The organism is Vibrio sp. OPT24 (assembly GCF_015163545.1).
GTDB lineage: Bacteria > Pseudomonadota > Gammaproteobacteria > Enterobacterales > Vibrionaceae > Vibrio > Vibrio cyclitrophicus.
Map to the genome: position 1 here is coordinate 1,001,172 of NZ_JADDYI010000053.1, position 21,439 is coordinate 1,022,610.

Sequence of the window (21,439 nt, forward strand, 5' to 3'; positions counted from 1 at the left end):
ATGACAGTTCTAGCAATCTTCATCTTTCGCATCTAAATGCTCTTTAATATTTTCACAGCTATCTTCTATTGCGTTTTGAGTATCCTCTACAGCCTCATCTACATTTTCCCCGGCTTGTTCCATCGGACCTTCATCACTACATGCCGCAAGTGCAAATGTAATACCCACAATAGTTAAAAAACGGTAAGCGTTCGATTTGATGTTCATATAAACTCCTAATGTTTGTTTTTATTCAGCAACATAATTACCACTGAAACCAGTAGTGATATTGCAAATATATAAAATATGATCTTTGCTACTGTCGCAGCAGCCCCAGCGATACCACTAAATCCCAATAGGGCGGCAATAATTGCGACAATAAAAATATTAGCGACCAGCGAATCATCGTTATTCCCCAATTTTTAATAAATTACCAATTGTAGAGAGGTTAAATAATATTTAATTTATCCACCACTTTCTCTACATTCGGGGTATTATTTGCTATAGATAAAGCTAAGTCGTGTTCACTGCTTGATGAAACTGAACCTTTCAAGATAACCACACTGTTTTCGGTTTTAACTTGAATATCGCTACCACTAACATTGGTATTCATTAATAAACGAGTGATTACCAGTGTCTTTATGTGAGCATCAGTCAAAGCTTGTACGGCTGCGGGTGTTTTTTCTTTGTCTTCATCAATCACTGTAAGTTCGTTTTTTACAGACTTAACGTCATCTAGGCTTAGCACTAACTCTTCTGCCAAATCTTTCTCTGTTTCATTTTTAACCGAGCCAGTTAAAGTAACCACTCGATTTTTAACGTAGGTGTTGATGTCAAATGAGTTTAAATTAGTATTCAGTAATAAAGTCGTTTCTGCTTTTCCATCAATCCACGCATCGAAAGTTTCTTTTTCCCACATGCTATTAGCAAAAACAGTTGATGAAGAAGTTGCAATTAAAGTAGCTAATAATATTTTACTTGCAGTATTTCTCATTAATTATCTCCTCTAGTTAACTGACACTTGTACAATTGCAACCAGCATGCCAACTTTTTAACTGACTGAAAATAAAGGATTTACACTTTAATTTTGAAAATTTACCATTGGTAAAATAATCGGAGGTGTATTAATTACACGAGTATTTTGTAAAAATTATCATCAATGGAGATCCTAGAATAATTAATATCAATACTATTAATTAGCCACTTCTACTATCAGTAATATTGTAACTACATTTAAAAGGTGGCGTATAGTAAATGATAGATTCGTATTTGAAGGACATCATGTTATTATCAAGGTCGTTTTCTGTCGTACAAAAAGAGAGTTAAATCATGTCATTACCGACACTGTTTATAGAGTTAAAAGATGAATTATTGCGGTCTAAAATAAACTCTCTAGATGAATTATCAAGCTTTGAAATAATTCAAAGTACTATGGATGTTCATTGGATTGACAAGCTACAACAACTGCAACCAGATACTGCTATTGTTGAAGTCTCTCGATTTACTAACGATGATTTTAAGTCCTTATCGAGTGCAACAGGATTGGACGAAATGGACTTGATTATTATCAGTACAGGTACGCCAAACAAAAATTTAGACATGATGATGAACCATGGCGCAATCTTCCATTATAGAAAGCCCGTCGACATGCAAATATTGGAAGATACCCTTGCAGACTTCAGTCAATACTTCCTCCAGAAGCAGGAAGAAGGGCGTAAAGTGTCCACCAGCGATTTAGACCAGTTCGGTATGTTAGTCGGTTCTTCTAAGCCCATGCATAAGCTGTATCGAACTTTAAGAAGAGTCGCGAAGACTGACACCAATGTTTTGATTGTCGGCGAAAGTGGGGCAGGTAAAGAATTAGTCGCACAAACGATTCACCTTGCCAGTGATCGTAAAAACCAACCTTTTATTGCGATCAACTGCGGTGCTATCAGCCCTGAGTTAGTTGATAGTGAATTATTTGGTCATGAAAAAGGCGCTTTTACAGGGGCGAATCGCACACACCAAGGGGTGTTTAGGCAAGCAGAAGGTGGCACATTGTTTCTCGACGAAATCACCGAAATGCCACTTGAACACCAGGTCAAATTACTACGAGTTTTAGAAACAGGTGAATATCGCCCTGTAGGCAGTAATGCAACGAGTATCGCTAATACTCGAGTCATTGCAGCGACAAACCGAGATCCACAAGTCGCTATTGAAGAACAGTTTTTGAGAGAGGATCTCTATTTCAGGTTGGCTCACTTCCCCATACATGTCCCTCCATTGCGTGAAAGAGGCGACGACATCGTCGGCTTAGCAAAACATTTTATTGCTCATCGCAACGCAAATGAAACCACTGCGAAGACCATTTTCACATCAGCGCTTCAAAAAATATCAGCCCATGCATGGCCAGGGAATGTCAGGGAATTAAAACACTGTATTGAAAGAGCTTTTATATTGGCAGATGAGACGATTAAAGATGAACACCTAATTTTTGATACTCCTCCTTTAGAAACAGGGACTACCGTTGAGGATATGGTTCCGGCGGGTGTTTCTCTCGAGAAGATTGAGAAAGCGGCGATTATCAATACGCTCGAAGAAAATGAAGGCAACAAAAAGGAAACAGCACAAGACTTGGGAATCAGCATCAAAACGCTTTATAACAAGCTCGATAAGTATCAAGAGTAGTAATACTCATATCTGATGTTGCTATGTGAAAGGTGAAATAACCGATAACCGAATACTTAATAAATCACCGATTAATTCAAGAAAGTACAGTATCAACACAAAAATCATGTAACGTTTACCGCATCTGTGTGATCAAAATAGATACAGGCGATCGTTAATTTGCAGTTGATGTTTTGCTTTTCCATGAAAATTTAACAGTGGAGGGTGAGCCCTCCACTGTTAAATTTTATGCTGCATTCACCGATGTCTCGGTTCTTTTATCTTGGTCAAAGAATTCTTCATGCAACGCGCAAATCGCTTGTTGATACTTGTCATCACTCACAACAAATTGCACATTTACGTTTCTCATAGACGAATGTAATGCAATAGGCGTAACACTATGGTTCATCAAAGCCAATACACCATTAGCGAGCGTTTTATTGGTATCAATTTGAGAACCGATCGCTGAGATTATAGCGACCATTCGACCTGAAATAGATGCCTGAGGGTAACGTTTCTCAGCCTTATAAGACACCTTGTTTAAACTCTCGGTGCTACCACCTAGATAATAGGTAATAGAATTGGCGTTCATCTCTTTACCAATAAGGTTCACTCTAGCATCTGCGATAATCTCCATTAACTCATAACTAACATTGTCCGCCTTACCGACCATTCCCTGGTCAAAAACATGTAACGCATATACCTTCTGTTTTCCGGCAATGATCTCAATGTGATTCGTGTCTGGTCGGTAATCAGAAGAAATCAGTGTTCCCTCATGTTCTGGCTCGAAGGTGTTTTTGATTTGCAGTTCTATGCCACTTTCTCGTAACCCAGCAGCCGCATTAGAGTGAATAGCTTCCATACCAAGGTTAGCCAGTTGATCGGCAACATCATAATTAGTTGCCCCAATCGGTTTAACCGAACCTACACCAACGACTTTTGGGTCAGCCGAACTAAAGTGATACTCCTTATGGATGATCGCCAATGATGCCTCAGTAATAGTAGCGATACGACTAAACGTCATCTCACTGTAACCACGATCATAAGTATGCATCAAACCTTCTTTGCAATACGCATAACCAGTTACTATGGGAAGCTCCTCAGTAACATCAATGTCAGAGAAAGCCTCTCTAATCGTATCGTCCAAACTTTGAGGGGTTTTGTTGTCCCAACCAGAAAGGTCAACAAAGGTCGAATTTATACCAATGTTTTTTAATTTAAGAGCCGTGTTGTATGCACTATGTGACTCTCCAATTGAAGAAAGAAACTCTCTAATCTGTGGTAAATAATGTCTCAGTGAAAACTGTCCGTATTGGCACGTTTCAAGAATGTTAGTAATACAGTTTTTGGCTTCTGAAATACGAGACCGGATGAACTTATCTGCTCTCATACGATTCATTGGATCCGCAAAAATATGCTCATTGGTCAATAGCATGCGGCGTTCAATATAAGATAGAGCATCCTTCCACGAATCGTCACGCATCGCTATCAATTGATAGACACCAGGCTTACCTGTTTTTTTACATTCCAACAATGCATCCGTCATACCGCTGTAAGCGGACACAACAAAGATTCGGTTATAAGGATTTTGAGGGCGGAGAATAATATTGTCGAGCACAGCATCAAATGCTGTCATTGATGTACCGCCGATTTTTTCTACGGTAAATGTCATAAAAGACCTTTTGTTCTTGAAGAGATTAAAGACTAAATAATAGGGAGCGGGGTGAGATATCACCCCTGAATATATGGGTTAATCAACGAGTGGATAAACGCCGTTTTCATCGTGTACTTCAGCGCCAGTAATTGGTGGGTTAAACACACAAGCCATTGTCATTTCTTTGTTTTTATATGCGCGTAAATAATGCTCATCATTCTTATCTAGGATGTACAACGTACCGGGTTTGATTGGGTAAGTTTTACCACCAACGACTTCAATCTCCCCTTCACCACTCATACAAAACACAGACTCCAAGTGGTTTTGGTAATGGATATGTGTTTCTGTCGCTTCGTAAATTGTTGTGATATGAAAAGAAAATCCCATATTGTCATCTTTCAATAACATGCGAGTGCTTTCCCAGTTATCCGATACAATACGTCTTTCACTATTACGACATTCATCAAGTGTTCTAACAATCATTTTACTCTCCCTATTACGATGCTTTCTTGAAATGCTTGGTTGCTACCACTTCAACTGAGTCTTCGAAAATAGTTAAACCTTGCATCAATTCCGATTCTGAAATGGTTAATGGACAAAAGAACTTCAAGATTTCATCGTTTGGACCTGCGGTCTCAATTACCATGCCCTTGTCAAAACACACTTTTGCAATCTCATCAGCTGTGTTCCCATCTTTACATTCAATGCCAATCATCATTCCGCGTCCCTTGCGTTGAACAAATAGCTCAGGGAAACGCTTGAGATTGCGTTGAATGACATCATCGACCATGCTTGAGCTACGTTGAATATGATTTTCAAAATCATCATTTGACCAATACATTTCTAACGCTTTAGCAGCAGTAATGAACGCATGGTTGTTACCACGGAAGGTGCCGTTGTGTTCTCCCGGCTCCCACTTGTCTAGTTCAGGCTTTAATAAAACCACAGCCATCGGTAAGCCATAACCACTTATCGACTTAGATAGCGTAACGATATCTGGTTTTATACCTGAAGGTTCAAAGCTAAAAAACGTTCCTGTTCGACCACAACCGGCTTGAATATCATCCACAATAAGTAGGATATCGTGGGCTTTACAGATTTTGCTTAACTTCTGTAGCCACTCATTTGAAGCGACATTTAACCCACCTTCACCCTGAACCGTTTCCAATAAAACGGCAGCAGGTTTATCCATACCAGCGGAATTATCGGTTAACATCGTTTCAAATAATTTTAAACCATCGATTCCAGCGTAACCTTCAAATGGCAAACGCGTAACGTTGTTGAGATTTGAGCCCGCACCTTGCCTGTGGTGTTGGTTGCCTGTAGCAGCCAATGCACCCGCCGTACAACCATGAAAACCATTGGTAAATGCAACAATACTGCTTCGACTTTTTACTTTTTTCGCCAACTTAATCGCTGCCTCAACCGCATTTGTTCCTGTCGGGCCGGTAAATTGAACTTTGTAATCTAATGCTCGAGGTTCCAAAATAAAGCGACTAAGAGCTTCTAGGAATTCAGCTTTGGCTTCTGAATGCATATCCAAGCCATGTGTAATTCCATCCATTTCAATATACTCAAGTAAAGCTTGCTTAAGTATTGGATTGTTATGACCGTAATTGAGAGATCCTGCTCCAGCAAGAAAATCGAGGTAACGATCACCTTGTTTTGTTTCAAGCCAGCAGCCTTTTGATTTAGCAAAAGTGACTGGAAAACTATTCGAGTATGAACGTACGTTAGATTCCTGCTTTTTAAAAATATCCATGATAAGGCCGTTATTTGATTCCTATAAGTTAATGATTATTTAAGGGGTATTCGATACAAATACTCAGTATCGTGCAGCCCTTTAAAATGAACATTTTCATCTAAGAAAGTGGTCACTTTTCCAGTGCTACTATTTTTTGCGTCTAGCTTTTTAAAGAGTGCCCAAGACGCTTGATTTGACTTAGTAATGGTTGTTTCAATAGCTTCTATACTCTTCAGCCACTCTCGACGAAGTAAGCTGTTCAACATCTTGTAAGCTAAAGAGTGACCTCTAAATCGAGGAGCAACTGCAACTTGCCAAATAAAGAGAACATTAGGCTCACTCGGTTTTTGATAACTCGAGATAAAGCCCGCAAGCTCACCTTTGTTCTCAACCAAAATACAAGTTTTACTAAAGTGAGTGGATTGCAAAAAATTGCAATATGACGAGTTGGTGTCTAGTGGTGGACATTCTGAAATCAGTCGATAAATGTCGTTGCCATCTGAAGCTTTGGGCTCGCGAAAACTCCATTCTTCACTCGTTTTTTCTATCACTTCTGGACACAACACCCAAGGCGCTGATGTAATCATACCGAGAAATTCCTTTGAACTCTAATTAAATTCCTTTTTATTATGAGCATTTACCCCCTACTAAGATCAACACCTTAACTTTAAAAAACAAAAATTAGTGATCTGTGTCACATTTAATAGCGGTCAGCATGAATTAAATAATACTTTGAGTTCTAATGTATTTGATCGGTGGAGATCTTAAGAAAATGTCTTTAACCGAATAAGCGTCAAAAGAAGGTTAGAGTCATTAGTAAATTATGTGCTCAGATTGCCAATCAAGCGGCATAAATCACCAACACTCTCAGTGTTGAACATTCTATCGAGTAGATAACAACGCTTCGAATGGCAGTGACTCGCTATCCACTATTAAAATATCGGCCTCAAAAACAAAAAAACCTAGCGAGAGCTCGCTAGGTTTCTTATCTAACATATCGATGAATAATGAACTCAGAGGAAACGAGTCCAGAAATATCAGCTTGGAAAAGGTTTACTTCAAGGGATCATTGTCAGGCAATGCTTTATGTATCCATAGCGCCAGACGCTTTTTAATGTTTGCCCCATCAAGCTTACTTTCTGGTAACGGCGTGATCTGATTTACTTCAACAAGAAACAAGTACACCGCTTTGACCTTTATTGGTTGAGATGAATGTGGCAAATCAAAACCTTGCAATTTAGCCATTTTAAAACCGACCTCAACTGCTTTTTTCACTAGTTTATCTTCATTAATGATCTTCGCGGTTTTCGACATATTATCTCCATCACCTTTCCGAATAAGCATTGAGTATACCAAACAGAATGGTAGACAAGATTACCGTGCTCTCAAATCGAAAAACTCTTTCTGATAAATAGAAAAATTTGATCCACTGGATAGGAGCTTACTCGAATTTATTTTACATTGAATACTGATAAGCAAATGGGCTCTTAATCATACGTTCAATAAATGAGATCCTTAGTCAAGAAACTGAAAATGGTGCAACATTTGGCTTACCATTCTAAAGAATACGAAATATTATGGTTGGTATTTAAATGATAATTCTTCATAGACAGACCAATAAACCACTGTTATTTAACTAGTTTTATACTAAGCTGACTGAGATCATATTTACAGTCACCTGTAACGAAAACTTATTTACAAAACACTCATTAAGAAAATAGAATAAACCCACTAATTTTATAATGGTGTTAAAAATGCGTTACCTTTGGGCTTCATTCTGTCACAAAAATCCAATCCTCGGACGAATCGTTCACATCACGATTATGTTAGTAGCGTTAGCTTCTCTCGTTACCCCGTTAATGTCGACTGACGCTACAACTATCTTAGTGTCGCTGTGTGTCGCTTTGGTATGTATTGTGCTTTTTGTTTTCTTCGCACTCAGCGACAAAATGCGTTCAGGTATGCATTAATCACGGCCTTAAGTGTCAGCAGTACGGACAATGAATCAAATGTAAAAACGCCCAAAGTTGTTCGCTTTGGGCGTTTTCAGTCATTGGGCTTTATTTATAGCCAATCCAGCTTACACTAATCGTAATCATAGATTGATCATTCAAGCTTATGAAAAATATCAATAACCACGTAGAATTTTCAACTGACGAATTTGACTGATCGAAGAGTTCAGACTTGTTCTCAGTTTGTCCTACATCACTTGTGATGGCTTGTTGAATATTATGGGTATTCAGAAACAGAAAAGATCAATCTGGCATCACTACGATACCCATACTTTCAAGCAGTTGCTCTTGCTGCCACGCAACAATTTTAACGCCTGTTGTATCGACTTTTCTTGGGTCTAACCCTTCTAATTCAGCATGGCATAAATTGGCACCTTGCATACTGAATTGCCCCCATACGTCTTCCGAGAACACACCACGGCTGAGATCAGACTCTTTCAATGACGCGCCACCAAGGTAAGTACCTATCCAACGATTCTCAAATAACTCACACTTCTCTAAACAAGCTTGTTCAAAATTCGCGTATGACAGGTTACAACCTGTAATATAAGCAGAACAAAAATACATTCGATTGCTGACTTGGTTAGCAAAATTAGTGCGAGTGAAGTTCGCCCCTTTCAAATCGCAATCACGTAGCTCAATACCATAGCAATTCGCGTTACTAAAATTCGCCATCGCCAACTGGCAATTCTGGAAGCTTGCATCTCGTAAGTCGGCAATATCAAAGTGGCATCCCTCAATATCGCCTTGCTCAATAAATTTACAGTTAATGAACGTTGCATCACGTAAGTTCGAACGTCTGAAATCACAACGGATAAACGTGCAGGCTGTAAATGTAAGCTCTGATAAATCTTGCTGAGCAAAACTGTGCTGATGATAAGTGCTGTTATTGGTGTCCATTTAGCCCCCTAAAGAAATTAAGCTAAGACTACCATTGCGATCTCAAGAAAACACCAAATTAAAAACCAACAAAAACAGTAACTTAAAATACCCTGATTTAGCCATTTTAAGGCACCAAACAAGCCCTTTAAGGTTGTTATTTTCGATTTATAGGATGTGCTTATCTTGAAAAAAGTTTTGTCGCTTAGAAGTGCCAATAAGAGAAAATGTTACTTTGACGGAACGAGTCAATTATTGACCGCGTCCTAACGCGCTAGACTGGACGGTTGGTATGTTGCTCGTTACACTATTCCTCATTCTCAGCATAAAGAGTAAGAACAATGAAAGACATGCGACAAGCTATGCTCGATGCAGGGTTTAGCCTTATTAATGAACACGGGTTTGCTGGTGTTGGCCTGATGAAAATCATCAACCAAGCGGAAGGCACGAAGGGTTCTTTTTACCATTACTTCAAATCCAAAGAACACTTTGGTGAGATCCTTCTTACTAACTACTTTGATGAGCATCTCGCTAAGCTAGATGACTTTTTAAGTGATGAGTCGCTTTCTCGTCGTGATCGCGTTAAAGCCTATTTCGAATTTTGGTGCGCGTCGAAGTTGACTGAAGACTTCAATATTCAGTGCCTTGTGGTAAAACTAGCCGGAGAGGTAGCAGGAACAGCTAATTCGTTACAATCAACCATGGCAGAGGGTTCAGAAAAGATAATCCTACGTATGGCTAAGCTATTCGAAGAAGGCAATGAAGCGGGTGATTTCAATATCGTAGATCCTGAATCACTATCTCGCACGCTTTATGGCTTATGGCTGGGCTCTACGCTAATGGCAGCGATGCAGCGCAACCGTTCGATTCTCAACAATGCCATGGAAGAGACATTGCTTGCGATGAGTTCAAAAAATTAACCCGCTCCTACACACTAAAAGGCTCGCTTTATATAGCGAGCCTTTTTGTTTTTCAGGCTTGTTCTTTTTCTACCTAGGCTTCAGCTTATCACGTGATCGATTCGATTATCCCATCCGTGGCGCTAAGTTATTGGCTTTAAGCAAAGCATTGAGTACTGGGTCGATATGTTGAAAGAATTTGAGCCACCCTTTACACAGGTAATTTAGCCCAGCCTCACCATCACGACTGTTGATAATTCGGTTCTTAGGGCACTCGCCATGACAAGCAAATTTGAACTCACAAGTTTGGCACTGTTTGGGCAACGACTTTTGCTTCGCGAATCCAAAATTTTGCTGAGCAGGCGAAAACGCTAGCGTCGATAGCGGCTTCTCATGAATATTACCTAACTGAAACTCAGGAAAGACGTAATGATCGCACGAATACACATCGCCATTAGGTTCAATTGCTAACCCTTTTCCACAGATCTCACTCAAGGTACACATGGTGCTTTCTCTGCCCATCCATACTCCGACAAAATTTTCAAAGTACGGCACTAATATTTGTCCAAAATCGCGTTCGAACCACTCATCAAAAACCGTCGACAGAAACTCTCCCCATTGCACTGAATCGACACTCCAAGGTTCAACCTCGCCTGATACGGGAATGATCGCTTGTTGGTTGCTCAACCATTTATTGTTGGTATGAGCCTCACGCTTATCGACCACAGGAATAAACTGCAATTGCTTCGAACCCACTTCATCACGCAGAAAGCGATAGACCTCTAATGGATATTTTCCTGTCACATCATTCACGCAGCTTAGGGTCGCGAACTCGACGTTATGCAGCTTCAAGTAGCGAATGCCACGCATTGTTTGAGAAAAAGTGCCTTTGCCTGCACGGTTGGTCCGGTAGTGATTGTGTAAGTGCTCTGGGCCGTCAATGCTCACACCAATGATAAAGTCATTCTTTTTGAAGAACTCACACCACGCATCATTCAGTAACGTGCCGTTGGTTTGAAGGTCATTGCTAATCTTGCTGTAGCTAGGACAATATTTTTTCTGCAGCTCGACGACTTTTTGAAAGTACTCAATCCCCAACAAGGTAGGCTCTCCACCGTGCCAAGAAAAGATAATTTCAGGCGTATTCTGCCCTTCTATGTACTGCTTGATATAACGATCTAACAGAACTTCATCCATCGTATATTGAGAGCCTTTTGGGTATTCAAGCAGCTGCTGTTTTTCTAAGTAATAACAGTAGGTGCAACTGATATTACACACCGCCCCAATCGGTTTTGCTAGCGCTTGAAGCTTGCTGTGTGCTTTGCCATTGAACTGCGGAACTGAACTCAAATTTGATAGCGATAATGTCGTCATGAAAAGTGCCTCGATGTAAAGTTATTGTATTAGCCAAAACAATTCGTAATTCCTTTACACGGTGTTCATCGGCCAACCAAGCTTAATGGCATTAGGTTGGCCGAGTGGTTTTTTTCCTCTATTTCACGTTTTCAAACGGGTTCCACGCTTCGTCAACTGGGACGATATTTTGCGCTTTTTCGTATTCTTGATATTCAGCGACCATTTCAAGGAACAGATCTGGCATTTCATTTCTCAAGTCATGTTGCTCAGCTGGATCTTTCTTGGTGTTGTATAGGTGCCACTCACTGTCGCCGCCCATTCCCGTAGAAATTCGGATAATCTTGTAATCACCTTTAAGCAAAATCCCGCTACCAAACAATTCAAATGGAATCGCATTGTTGGCACTGTGCACGTCTGCCGTTTCCCCTTTGAAGTAAGGCAACAAGCTCACACCACTCATCGGCGCCACTTCTCGACCTTGATATTCCGTTCCTGGATGATCGACCTCTGCAATCTCAAGAATCGTGGCTGCAATGTCCTTCACTTGGGATAAGTCATCTGTCTGAGTTCCCGGTTGCAACGCATCTTCAGCGGCTAAAAGCGCTTTGGCTGGCTTAACGATAAATGGCACACGGATACCGCCCTCTGCTGTGTAAGCTTTGTACCAAGATAGGCCACCAGTTGAAGCGCTTGCCCACTCAGGACCAAGTGACACACTGGAGTTCGCCTTACCTAAGTTTTCAGTCGAATTATCGAAATGATGAGCAGTCCACGTTCGGATCAAATCACTGATATTTTCACCGGTAATATCCGCCGCTTCTGGGCCATTATCCGCTAGGTACATGATGTAAGTATTATCGTATTCCCCGATTTCTTTCAGGTAATCGACTATCTGACCCACTTGCTGGTCCTGCATTTCCATCATGCCCATCGCGACAGCCATTTTCTTGCCGTACCACTTTTGTTCTTTCTCAGAAAGCGAGTCCCAAGGGCGGCTTAATGCGTTACGATCTGAAATATCGGCGTCTTTTGGAATCACGCCCATCTCTTTCATGCGTTGGAAACGATCTTCTCGAACAGAGTCCCAACCATGCTCGACGTAGTAATCAACTTTATCTTGATAGGCAGACTCAGGCGCTTGCAATGGCAGGTGAATACCGGTGAATGGGACGTAAGCGAAGAAAGGCTTACCGTCGTCTTTTTTGCTGTCGATCATCTTGATGATCTCGTTGGTGTAAACTTGGTCTGAGTACTCGCCTTTGTACTTGTCCTCAACCACTTCACCGTTACGGTAAGTTGGCTCAACTTCGACGCCGGGAATATCCCCTTTTTGCAGCGCATCCGCTGTCGCGGCATTTTTGGCCGGGAACATCATATCTCGATTAAAGTGATTCGAGCCGCCCGCTAAGATACCGTAACTCTCTTCAAAACCTCGATCGTCAGGTAAGAAACCATCGTCGTGCCCCAAGTGCCATTTCCCAGAGAGGTAAGTGTTATAACCACTCTCTTTAAGCAGCGTTGCGACCGTAACCCCTTTCTTGGTGAGGTAACCTTCATAACCCGGCTTGCCAATCGCACCCGGATAGACAGCATAGTCGAAGGTGCCTAGCCCAACCTCGTGGCTATTTGCTCCGGTTAACATCATAGAGCGCGTTACCGATGAGGTTGGTGACGCGTGAAAGTTAGTAAACTTAACCCCCTCTTCAGCCAGCGCCATTAGGTTTGGTGTATTGGCTTCTGAGCCATAAGGCTGAGTATCGGCAAAGCCCACATCATCGCCAACAATGACAACAATATTCGGTTTTTCTGATTCTGCGGCCAGAGCAGCACTGCTTGCCGCGGCCATTGCAGTGAAGACTAAAGATTTCTTGAATGTCTGCATAAGACGTTCTCCAATTTCTGTGATTAACTTTTTCAGTAATTAACTTTTCTGCGAATAACTTTTTCTGAGGCTAACCTTTCTGTGATTAACCTGAGTTAGGATTTGAATTAGTGCGCGGCTTGCGACATCCAATGTAATAAGTCGAGCGCGGGGTCATACTCTTGAGCTGCTGCCATGCCAATCCAGGTGACAGCCTCCGCTTGGCTGGCTTGAACGCCACTTCCAGAGATATACATCAACCCAAGCTGTGTTTGAGCTTCAGGGCTACCGTTATTGGCTGCGGTGACGAACCACTCCGCGGCTTTTTCATCATTCTGTTCTACGCCATCTCCGCTCAGATATAAGTAAGCGACAGAGAGCTGGGCATCCAATTGCCCTTGGTAAGCTTCATCCAACAGTTGCACGACATCTTGATGCTGCTGTACTTGATCATTTATGGCTTCATTCTCAAAGCTCTCGCTTCCAAAGCTTGCCTTGGCAAAAAACAGAACAACCAAAACACCCGCCAAAATCACGGTAGTTAAACGTTTATTGAGCATTTATTTCCTCCTCGGGAATAAAGTTCACGACGTCCCTGTTGAATGAATTAGGTGAAAAGTAGGAATGGCGCGATGATGCATAAGCTTGATAGCAATACGTTTTCAATTTTCATAATTGGCTCTCGAGTAATGATTGTTGAGTGAATCATCGACTGAATTAAATGGTCATAACATTCAGTCGATTAAGACAGAGACTTAAATCGCTTTCTCTATGATGGTTTCAATCGTCTGTTTCGAGATTGGGTAGAACTGAAAACAGATGTCTTTTTCAATCGCTTCTGCAATGTTGCTCTTCTCTTGCTCATCAAAGTCCCAGCTGCTGAAACGCTTCATCGCACCGACACTGGTTTGGAAGTTATTTAAGAAATCCAACACTCTCTGGTAAACCATCTCATCGGTTCCCGTAGTGTCGACAGAGAAAGCTTGAGCTAACTTCGCCGCATTCGGCATGTAGAACTCTGGCAGTGCTTCAATCACAACCGGCATTAATACCGTGTTGGCATCGCCATGTGGAATGTGGCTAATCGCACCAAAGGCATGAGCACAGTTGTGAATCGGAATACCGCCCAAAGACGAATAGAAAGCAGAAATCGCCATGGTGCTTGCTTGAAGAAGGTTGCCGCGTGCCGTTAGGTTTTCTGGCTCTTTCAATGCCAAGGGTAAGTTTTCAACAATCAATTTTGCAGCCTGAATACCGTAAGCGTCGGTGAATGCATTACTCATTGGCGAGACAATCGCTTCAACAGCGTGTGTTAGTGCATCCATGGCGGTAGAACGAGTCAGATGATCAGGCAGATTAGTGGTCACCGTTGGATCAAGGATCGCGATATCAGCTTCCAATCCAGACGCGACTAGACTTGCCTTAATGTTTTCATGTTCATTGTAAAAAACAGCAATCGGAGAGGCTTCTGCGCCCGTGCCAGCCGTTGTCGGAACCGCAATGTGTGGCACTCGAATATCTTCATTGTTTGGCCACACATCCATATGACCGCCGCCCGCAATCACCGTACGGATATCATCTATCTGTTTATGAAATGCGTATTTCACACCTTTAGAAGCATCAATCACACTGCCACCACCAACAGACAAGATCGCATCAGCATTGACGCTGTTTGCAAACTCAATGGCAGCGTTGATGTTGTCGCAAGTCGCGTCTGGCGCGATATCGGTGTACACACCAACAAGTTGAACTGCTTGTTCATTACCTGGCTGGTTCACCTTTTCGTTTACAAACAACGCCGAGAACTGCTCAACAAAACCAAGAGACTCCAAGCCTTTATCAGAAAAGAGCACGACTCTTTGCGCACCTAAGCGACCAAAAAGAGAAGGGATATTTTCAATGCCATTCTCTTGAGCATGAACAATGGTTTTAAGTTGAAAGTTAAAATTATTGGTTGTCATGGTATTTACCTCATTTCTAGTTGATGACTAAACAATAACCAACACAAACCGGTCGGTCTAGAGTGTTAATGTCAAAGATATGTCAATTAAGATCTTTATGGATCATTGCCCCAAAACGAAAAAAGCCCGCAAATGCGGGCTGTAGTAATAAGTTAGTGAGTGATCATTAAATAAGTGTCATTGACTCACCATGAGCAACTTATTAACTATTAACTATTAACTATTAACTATTAACTATTAACGAAGATGAGCTGGCACCTTGCTTTTGTCTCTAGTGAGGTAGTAGTACAGGTAAACTAAAGAGTAGACAGTCACAAATCCATCGAGCGCAAACACACCGCTCCAACCGTAAAACCACTCATAATCGTTGATACATACGTTGTATAAGAATATGCCCACAAACATCGACTTCTCAAATGCACTGTAAATCATAGTCGAAGTACGCAGCGATTTGTACTTCGCCGAGACCATCAACAATATGCCGATACAACCGACCATAACGCCCCAGTGCTGATATGTACCCATCAAATACGTGCTACTTTCCAACATCGTATCGTTGTACGAGAACAACGTCTGCATGCTCCAGTCCGGTGCCAGAAAGGTGGAAAAAGCAGTGGCAGTCAAGAATCCCGTGATCATCAAATACGACTGTATGGTTCTTTCAAAAAAACGTTCCAACATAAATAGCCTCTTATATAAATTTTTAATAATGAATAACGTAATATCAGGTATAACTTACTTGCCTAGCATGCTCATCACAGCTGCTTTTAATTCGTTGTCTTCTCTTGAAAACAGATGCTTAACTCGATGATCTAAGCCCGTTTCCAAAACTGTTTTTGCATGAGAGAAAGTCAGAAAACCTTCTTTACCGTGATAATTACCCTGCCCTGATTCACCAATGCCACCAAACGGCGCATCATCAACGGCTAAATGGAAAACGCAGTCATTGATACACATTCCGCCGGAATGAACTTGGTGCTTAACCTGACCCTGTAAACTCAAATCAAAGCTCATCAGGTAGAGTGCTAACGGCCTTGGTTTGCTATTGATGACTTGGAGCGCCTCTTCGATATTGCGATACGTAATCAAGGGTAATAGTGGGCCGAAAATCTCTTCGTTCATCACCTTGGATGACAGGCTTGGTTCAACAATCAGGTGCGTCACCAAGCGGTGGTTATCTAAGTCCATCGCTTCGTCATGGCAAGCGACGGTTCGCGTTCCAGCTTGTCGTTCTTCATTCAACAAACCCACTATCCGGTCGCATTGACGAGGATTGATTAGGGACGTCAAACTCTCGGAATACACCCCTTCATCGAATAGCAATTGGTACTGTTTTTTATACTCTTGAATGAAAGATTCAACTTTCCCTTCAGGTAGCAATACATAGTCAGGAGCCACACACACCTGCCCGTTATTGAGGCTCTTACCATAAATGATTCGCTCAACCGCGATATCAATTGGCATGTCTTCTGCAACGATAACCGGTGACTTACCGCCTAGCTCTAGCGTGACTGGAGTTAGCGTGTCAGCCGCTGACCTCATCACTTGGCGACCCACTTGGGTTGACCCCGTAAACAGAAGATGATCAAACGGCAATGCCGAAAATGCGGCTGCGATTTCTACCTCACCTTCAACCAAGCACACCTCATCAGCATCAAAAACTTCCGCCAATAGTGCTCTTAATACTTGATTTGTTTCTGGGGTAAATTCGCTCATTTTTATCATTGCGCGATTGCCTGCCGCCAGAGCCGATATAAGCGGGCCAACCGACAGCATAATTGGAAAATTCCACGGGGCAATGATCCCTACCACGCCTTTAGGTTGATAAACTACTTCAATACGAGAAGTTGAAAGCAAAGGGCCCGAATGACGAATCGAAGATGTCGACCAATGAGGCAAACACTCAATGCTGTAATTAATATTCCCGATGCAAGGCAATATGTCAGCCACCAATGTGTCTTGTCGACTGCGGTGACCATAGTCCTCACTTACCGCGACACACAAACGGTCTGTGTAATCGATGAGAGCAGATTTCAGCGCAAGCAACTGTTCTATTCTCACCGGCACAGTGGGCATCGGATCATCTGCAAAAGCGTCCTGCATATTCTTCAACGTCTCTGTCATTTGTGTAGCCGTCAATTCATGTTTCATACATCACCTCGTGGTTAATATAAGCACACAATAATCCAAAACAAACCGGTCGGTCCACAAGTTTATTGTCAGAGAATCGTCAATACGTTTTTGAATACCAGAAAAGAGGCATTCAAAAGCTGGGAATAGATCAGGGGCGTTTAAATAAAAATACGTAACTAATAACTGAGGGATAATTAGAAGATTTTGAATGGCGGGATCAAAAATGGCCGCTGAATGCGACCATTTGATAATTCTTTAAGTTTTTGTTTTAAATATACAATTTAAAACTAACGTTAGCTCTTGGCTACGTTCGCAATGCCTTCAAGTTGAAGTACTGGAGCAGCATCGATATCTTCTGCGTTCATCATAGATGAGACTCGCTGCATCGAAGAAAGCAGTAAACTTTGCTCCCACGGCTCAAGGTTTTGGAATTTTTTCACGAAGTTATCTTGTAGCGGCGGTGGTGCATTGCTCAACAACTCTTGACCCTTTTCAGTCAGGTTTGCGTGTACTTTGCGTCGATCAGATTCACTACGTACTCGTTGTACATAGCCGTTCAATTCTAAGCGATCGATGATTGTAGTCGTGGTTGCTTGACTCACATTAGTTTGATTAGACAACTCTTTGATCGTCACATTACCCATCTCTTGGATTGCTCTCATTAAGATTAATTGAGGGCCAGTCAAACCATACTCTTTACTCAGCTTTTTCGAGTGTAAATCGATAGCGCGAATAATTTGGCGAATAGCGACCAGGATTTCGTCATGTTTGTCCAAGATGCAGACCTTTGTACTAATATACTGTGAGTGGATTTACAGTATCGAAGCAATGAAATGTCCTGAACTCTTGAGTCAGGTGCGTTCGAATTACACTGTAAATTGATAAATTACTTCATTAATTTTCCGCATTGTACTGATGTTCATACTATTCTCAATCTTTTCTATGCATCTGAATCTGCGCAGACCAACACTTTTGCTCAATAAGAGCCGATTTTTATTTATATAACAAAGAAAAAAGTAACCAAAATCACAAACATTGGTAGAGAAAAAGATTTTATAATCAAATAGGTAGAGAGATTACCATTGTCTCACTACCTATTTTATCTCTTAGAGAACAAATTATCTCAACTCAAACCATTAAGCGGCATTATTAAGTTGAAAATTACCTGTAAGAGCGCTGTAAAACTCACTGTTGTCCAAGATCCCGACCAACAGATCGTCTTCGACAAGCAAAATGGGATGATTGCTGATCTGTTTCAGCTTAATGGCATCACGCATACCGATCTCTGGGCTTGCCACCACAACACTCGACGCGTTGATTGCGGTCAAGTCATCAGACTCACTCCACTTAACAAGAGCCAAAGCGGATTCACCTTTTACAGATAAAATACCTTCATTCAGTTCAATCCATAGATCTTTTGCATCACAGATCTTCCAACTGTCATTCTCTTGTGTCAATGATCCAAGAGGCTGCATTAATGAACGACCTTTAAGTACGTTCAATGGGTTGGTGTGGGCAACGAAGTCTTTTACGTATTCGGTTTTTGGCGTTAATACGATCTCTTCTGGTTTTCCGTGTTGGATCAGTTGACCCGATTCCATGATCGCAATGTTGTTACCAATTTTTAACGCTTCATCAAGGTCATGGCTCACGAATAAAATCGTTTTATTAAGCTTGCTTTGCAATGTAAGCAGTTCATCTTGAAGCTGTGCTCGAATCAGTGGATCAAGCGCGGAGAAAGGTTCATCCATCAACAGAATGTCTGTGTCCATCGCAAACGCTCGCGCCAAACCAACACGTTGCTGCATACCGCCAGAAAGCTCATGAGGGAATTTGGTTTCCCATTCAGCTAAACCAACCATCTCTAACTGTTCACGCGCCTTTTCACGACGAACATCTTTGGCTACGCCTTGCATTTCAAGACCAAATGCCACGTTATCTAACACGGTTAACCAAGGCATCAGTGCAAACTTTTGAAATACCATTGATACGCGGTGAGTACGTAAGTGACGAAGAGTCGCTTCGTCACATTGCTCGCCTAAGTCCACCAGTTTATCGCCATCTTTGATTGCTAAAGAACCTCGGCTAATTTCATTCAAACCGTTTACAGCGCGAAGCAGTGAAGATTTACCCGAGCCCGACAAACCCATCAATACACATATCTCGCCCTCTTTAACCGTCAACGACACATTATCCACACCAACAACTTGACCAGTCTCATCGATAATCTCTTGGCGAGTTTTACCTTGGTCTAGAAGTTCAAGTGCTTGATTGGCTTTATTACCGAACACGACATCAAGGTTTTTGATGGTAATCGCGTCCACTGCAGTCTGCTCTTGAGAATTCGCTTTATGTTCTTGAGGTACGGCTTTGCTTTCTTGAGACATAGCGTTATTTACTAAAGACATGATTAAGCTTCCTTCTGGTTTGGTGTCTTACACAAGCGATCAAGAATAATAGCGACCAGTACAATCGCCAGTCCGGCTTCAAAGCCTTGTGAAATGTTCACTGTGTTTAGCGCTCGAACCACAGGTTTACCCAGGCCGTCAGCACCAACAAGAGCCGCAATCACTACCATAGAAAGTGATAACATAATGCACTGCGTTACGCCTGCCATGATGCTTGGAAGCGCGGCTGGAAGTTCTACTTTTAACAACAACTTCATGCGGCTTGCACCAAAGGCTTTACCCGCTTCAATCAACTCTTCAGGGACTTTAGTCACCCCCAAATAGGTCAAACGAATCGGCGCGGCTATCGCGAAAATAATGGTCGAGATTAAGCCTGGAACGATACCTAAGCCAAATAGAACCAAAGTCGGAATCAGATAAACGAAGGTTGGAACGGTCTGCATTAAATCTAAGATCGGGCGCAACAGCGTGTATAGCCAAGGACGGTGAGCCGCCATAATGCCAACCGGTACGCCAATTAATACGGAAATCGTTGTCGCCGCAAAGACGAGAACAAAGGTTTCCAGCATTTCTTGCCAATAGCCAAGGTTGAGGATCGTCAGAAGCGCGGCGACGACGAAGATCACCAAAGACAGTTTGCGATGTAGATACCATGCAAGGGCTGCCGTAATAACAATAGGTAATGCAGGAGGCATCCACTTAAATACATCGACTAAAAACAGAATAACGGTTTCTAAAAAGATAGAGACAGCGTCAAAAAAGCCTGCTGCGTTGATTGTTAACCAGTCAACGCCAGCTTCCATCCATTGTCCGACAGGGATTTTGTTTTCCGTAATAAAATTCACAATATTGCCTTTCATTATTGGTGAGCCGAAGCTCACCTTTATTATTTATGTAGCTGTTGAGATAGGTAGAACTAAGCTTTTACTTGCTTTAGGTATTCAGTAACGGCTTGAGTTGCTGATTCACCTTTATGTGTTTTTACGTTGTCTAACCAAGCTTCAACTTGTTGTGGATTGTTGATTAACCATTGTTGAGCGGCTTGTTCTGGCTTAGCTTTCTGGTTAAGAATCTCTTCCATCAACTGGTTTTCCATCTCTAGAGTGAACTCTAGGTTTTGCAGAAGCTGCCCCACATTTGAACACTCTGACAAATAGTTTGAACGAACGTTGGTGTAGACATTCGCACCACCATAGTTCGGGCCAAAGAAGTCGTCACCACCAGCAAGGTATTCCATTTCAACATTACTGTTCATTGGGTGAGGAGCCCAACCAAGGTAAACAATCCATTGGCTGCGACGTGCCGCACGCGATACTTGAGATACCATGCCCGCTTCACTTGATTCCACTAGGCTGAAGTCTTTCAAGCCAAACGCGTCAGAATCAATCATTGATTGGATTAAGCGGTTACCATCGTTACCCGGCTCGATACCGTAGATACGATCTTTAAATTTGTCGGCATGTTTTGCTAGGTCTGCAAAGCTTTTTACACCTGCGTCGTATACGTACTTAGGTACAGCTAATGTGTATTTTGCACCTTCAAGGTTGGCACGAACTGTCTCTACAGTGCCCGCTTCACGATACTTAGCAATATCGCCTTCCATGGTTGGCATCCAGTTACCTAGGAACACGTCAATGTCACCATTCGCCATTGAAGAGTAAGTCACCGGTACAGAAAGTAGGTCGGTTTTGGTTTTGTAACCAAGGCCTTTTAATAGTTCAGAAGTAACGGCGGTTGTTGCAGTAATGTCTGTCCAGCCCACATCAGCAAAGCGAACGTTTTCACATTGTTGTGGCTCTACTGAAGCGTTAGCGTAAGCACTGAACGCGAATGAACTGATGGCTAATGTTACTAATGCCGTTTTTGTAGCGGTCTGTTTATGTTGAGTCGTCATAATGATTCCT

The 21,439-nt window shown here is 42.0% G+C and carries 21 protein-coding genes and 1 pseudogene; 3 read left to right on the forward strand and 19 right to left on the reverse strand.

Annotated elements, in window-relative coordinates; all coding sequences use genetic code 11:
• Positions 1-9: 9 nt before the first annotated feature.
• From IQO02_RS18110 to IQO02_RS18120, 3 genes and pseudogenes are all read right to left on the reverse strand, one after another.
• On the reverse strand, positions 10-207 hold the full coding sequence (locus IQO02_RS18110; RefSeq protein WP_010431955.1) for a hypothetical protein: 198 nt from the start codon (positions 205-207) through the stop codon (positions 10-12).
• Between the two features lie 8 nt (positions 208-215).
• Positions 216-385: pseudogene (locus tag IQO02_RS18115) on the reverse strand (DUF1328 domain-containing protein).
• 42 nt (positions 386-427) lie between these two features.
• On the reverse strand, positions 428-973 hold the full coding sequence (locus tag IQO02_RS18120; RefSeq protein ID WP_010431961.1) for a BON domain-containing protein: 546 nt from the start codon (positions 971-973) through the stop codon (positions 428-430).
• A gap of 335 nt (positions 974-1,308) precedes the next feature.
• Here IQO02_RS18120 and IQO02_RS18125 point away from each other — a divergent pair, with 335 nt between their 5' ends.
• Positions 1,309-2,649, forward strand: coding sequence for a sigma-54 interaction domain-containing protein (locus IQO02_RS18125; RefSeq protein WP_010431963.1), 1,341 nt, complete (start codon positions 1,309-1,311; stop codon positions 2,647-2,649).
• A gap of 226 nt (positions 2,650-2,875) precedes the next feature.
• Here the strand turns inward: IQO02_RS18125 and IQO02_RS18130 are convergent, their stop codons facing one another.
• The 5 genes from IQO02_RS18130 to IQO02_RS18150 all read right to left on the reverse strand — a co-directional run bounded on the left by IQO02_RS18130 (position 2,876) and on the right by IQO02_RS18150 (position 7,340).
• Complete coding sequence (locus IQO02_RS18130; protein ID WP_010431966.1) at positions 2,876-4,300, reverse strand: aspartate kinase; 1,425 nt, start codon at positions 4,298-4,300, stop codon at positions 2,876-2,878.
• A 78-nt stretch (positions 4,301-4,378) separates the two neighbouring features.
• Positions 4,379-4,765, reverse strand: a complete 387-nt coding sequence (locus tag IQO02_RS18135) for an ectoine synthase (RefSeq protein WP_010431969.1) — start codon at positions 4,763-4,765, stop codon at positions 4,379-4,381.
• 13 nt (positions 4,766-4,778) lie between these two features.
• Positions 4,779-6,044 (reverse strand): diaminobutyrate--2-oxoglutarate transaminase, encoded by a 1,266-nt coding sequence (gene ectB / locus IQO02_RS18140; RefSeq protein ID WP_010431972.1) that lies wholly within the window; start codon positions 6,042-6,044, stop codon positions 4,779-4,781.
• 35 nt (positions 6,045-6,079) lie between these two features.
• Positions 6,080-6,613: a diaminobutyrate acetyltransferase gene (gene ectA / locus IQO02_RS18145; RefSeq protein ID WP_010431975.1), complete on the reverse strand. Its 534-nt coding sequence runs from the start codon at positions 6,611-6,613 to the stop codon at positions 6,080-6,082.
• A gap of 466 nt (positions 6,614-7,079) precedes the next feature.
• Entirely contained in the window at positions 7,080-7,340 is a 261-nt protein-coding gene (locus IQO02_RS18150; protein WP_010431978.1) for a DUF5062 family protein, read from the reverse strand.
• A 440-nt stretch (positions 7,341-7,780) separates the two neighbouring features.
• Between IQO02_RS18150 and IQO02_RS18155 the strand changes: the two genes are divergently transcribed.
• Complete coding sequence (locus tag IQO02_RS18155) at positions 7,781-7,996, forward strand: hypothetical protein (protein ID WP_010431981.1); 216 nt, start codon at positions 7,781-7,783, stop codon at positions 7,994-7,996.
• Positions 7,997-8,281: 285 nt separating this feature from the next.
• Here the strand turns inward: IQO02_RS18155 and IQO02_RS18160 are convergent, their stop codons facing one another.
• Positions 8,282-8,938 (reverse strand): Qnr family pentapeptide repeat protein, encoded by a 657-nt coding sequence (locus tag IQO02_RS18160; protein WP_010431985.1) that lies wholly within the window; start codon positions 8,936-8,938, stop codon positions 8,282-8,284.
• Between the two features lie 320 nt (positions 8,939-9,258).
• On the opposite strand from IQO02_RS18160, the gene IQO02_RS18165 reads away from it, so the two are divergent.
• Complete coding sequence (locus tag IQO02_RS18165; RefSeq protein WP_010431988.1) at positions 9,259-9,837, forward strand: TetR/AcrR family transcriptional regulator; 579 nt, start codon at positions 9,259-9,261, stop codon at positions 9,835-9,837.
• A gap of 105 nt (positions 9,838-9,942) precedes the next feature.
• On the opposite strand, the gene IQO02_RS18170 is transcribed toward IQO02_RS18165, so the two are convergent.
• The 10 genes from IQO02_RS18170 to IQO02_RS18215 form a co-directional block, all read right to left on the reverse strand.
• On the reverse strand, positions 9,943-11,190 hold the full coding sequence (locus IQO02_RS18170; RefSeq protein ID WP_010431991.1) for an anaerobic sulfatase maturase: 1,248 nt from the start codon (positions 11,188-11,190) through the stop codon (positions 9,943-9,945).
• Positions 11,191-11,308: 118 nt separating this feature from the next.
• Complete coding sequence (locus IQO02_RS18175; RefSeq protein WP_010431995.1) at positions 11,309-13,054, reverse strand: arylsulfatase; 1,746 nt, start codon at positions 13,052-13,054, stop codon at positions 11,309-11,311.
• A gap of 107 nt (positions 13,055-13,161) precedes the next feature.
• Positions 13,162-13,593: a tetratricopeptide repeat protein gene (locus IQO02_RS18180; protein WP_010431998.1), complete on the reverse strand. Its 432-nt coding sequence runs from the start codon at positions 13,591-13,593 to the stop codon at positions 13,162-13,164.
• 195 nt (positions 13,594-13,788) lie between these two features.
• On the reverse strand, positions 13,789-14,994 hold the full coding sequence (locus tag IQO02_RS18185) for an iron-containing alcohol dehydrogenase (RefSeq protein WP_016769000.1): 1,206 nt from the start codon (positions 14,992-14,994) through the stop codon (positions 13,789-13,791).
• A gap of 237 nt (positions 14,995-15,231) precedes the next feature.
• The gene (locus tag IQO02_RS18190) at positions 15,232-15,675 is read right to left on the reverse strand and encodes a hypothetical protein (protein WP_102282466.1); all 444 of its coding nucleotides are present in this window, start codon (positions 15,673-15,675) and stop codon (positions 15,232-15,234) included.
• Positions 15,676-15,729: 54 nt separating this feature from the next.
• Entirely contained in the window at positions 15,730-17,145 is a 1,416-nt protein-coding gene (locus tag IQO02_RS18195; protein WP_016768999.1) for a coniferyl aldehyde dehydrogenase, read from the reverse strand.
• A 275-nt stretch (positions 17,146-17,420) separates the two neighbouring features.
• Positions 17,421-17,903, reverse strand: coding sequence for a MarR family winged helix-turn-helix transcriptional regulator (locus IQO02_RS18200; protein WP_010432019.1), 483 nt, complete (start codon positions 17,901-17,903; stop codon positions 17,421-17,423).
• Positions 17,904-18,263: 360 nt separating this feature from the next.
• Positions 18,264-19,535, reverse strand: a complete 1,272-nt coding sequence (choV, locus tag IQO02_RS18205; RefSeq protein ID WP_016787449.1) for a choline ABC transporter ATP-binding protein — start codon at positions 19,533-19,535, stop codon at positions 18,264-18,266.
• Between the two features lie 2 nt (positions 19,536-19,537).
• On the reverse strand, positions 19,538-20,380 hold the full coding sequence (gene choW / locus IQO02_RS18210; protein ID WP_010432025.1) for a choline ABC transporter permease subunit: 843 nt from the start codon (positions 20,378-20,380) through the stop codon (positions 19,538-19,540).
• A 71-nt stretch (positions 20,381-20,451) separates the two neighbouring features.
• The gene (locus IQO02_RS18215) at positions 20,452-21,429 is read right to left on the reverse strand and encodes a choline ABC transporter substrate-binding protein (protein WP_016768995.1); all 978 of its coding nucleotides are present in this window, start codon (positions 21,427-21,429) and stop codon (positions 20,452-20,454) included.
• Between the last annotated feature and the right edge of the window lie 10 nt (positions 21,430-21,439).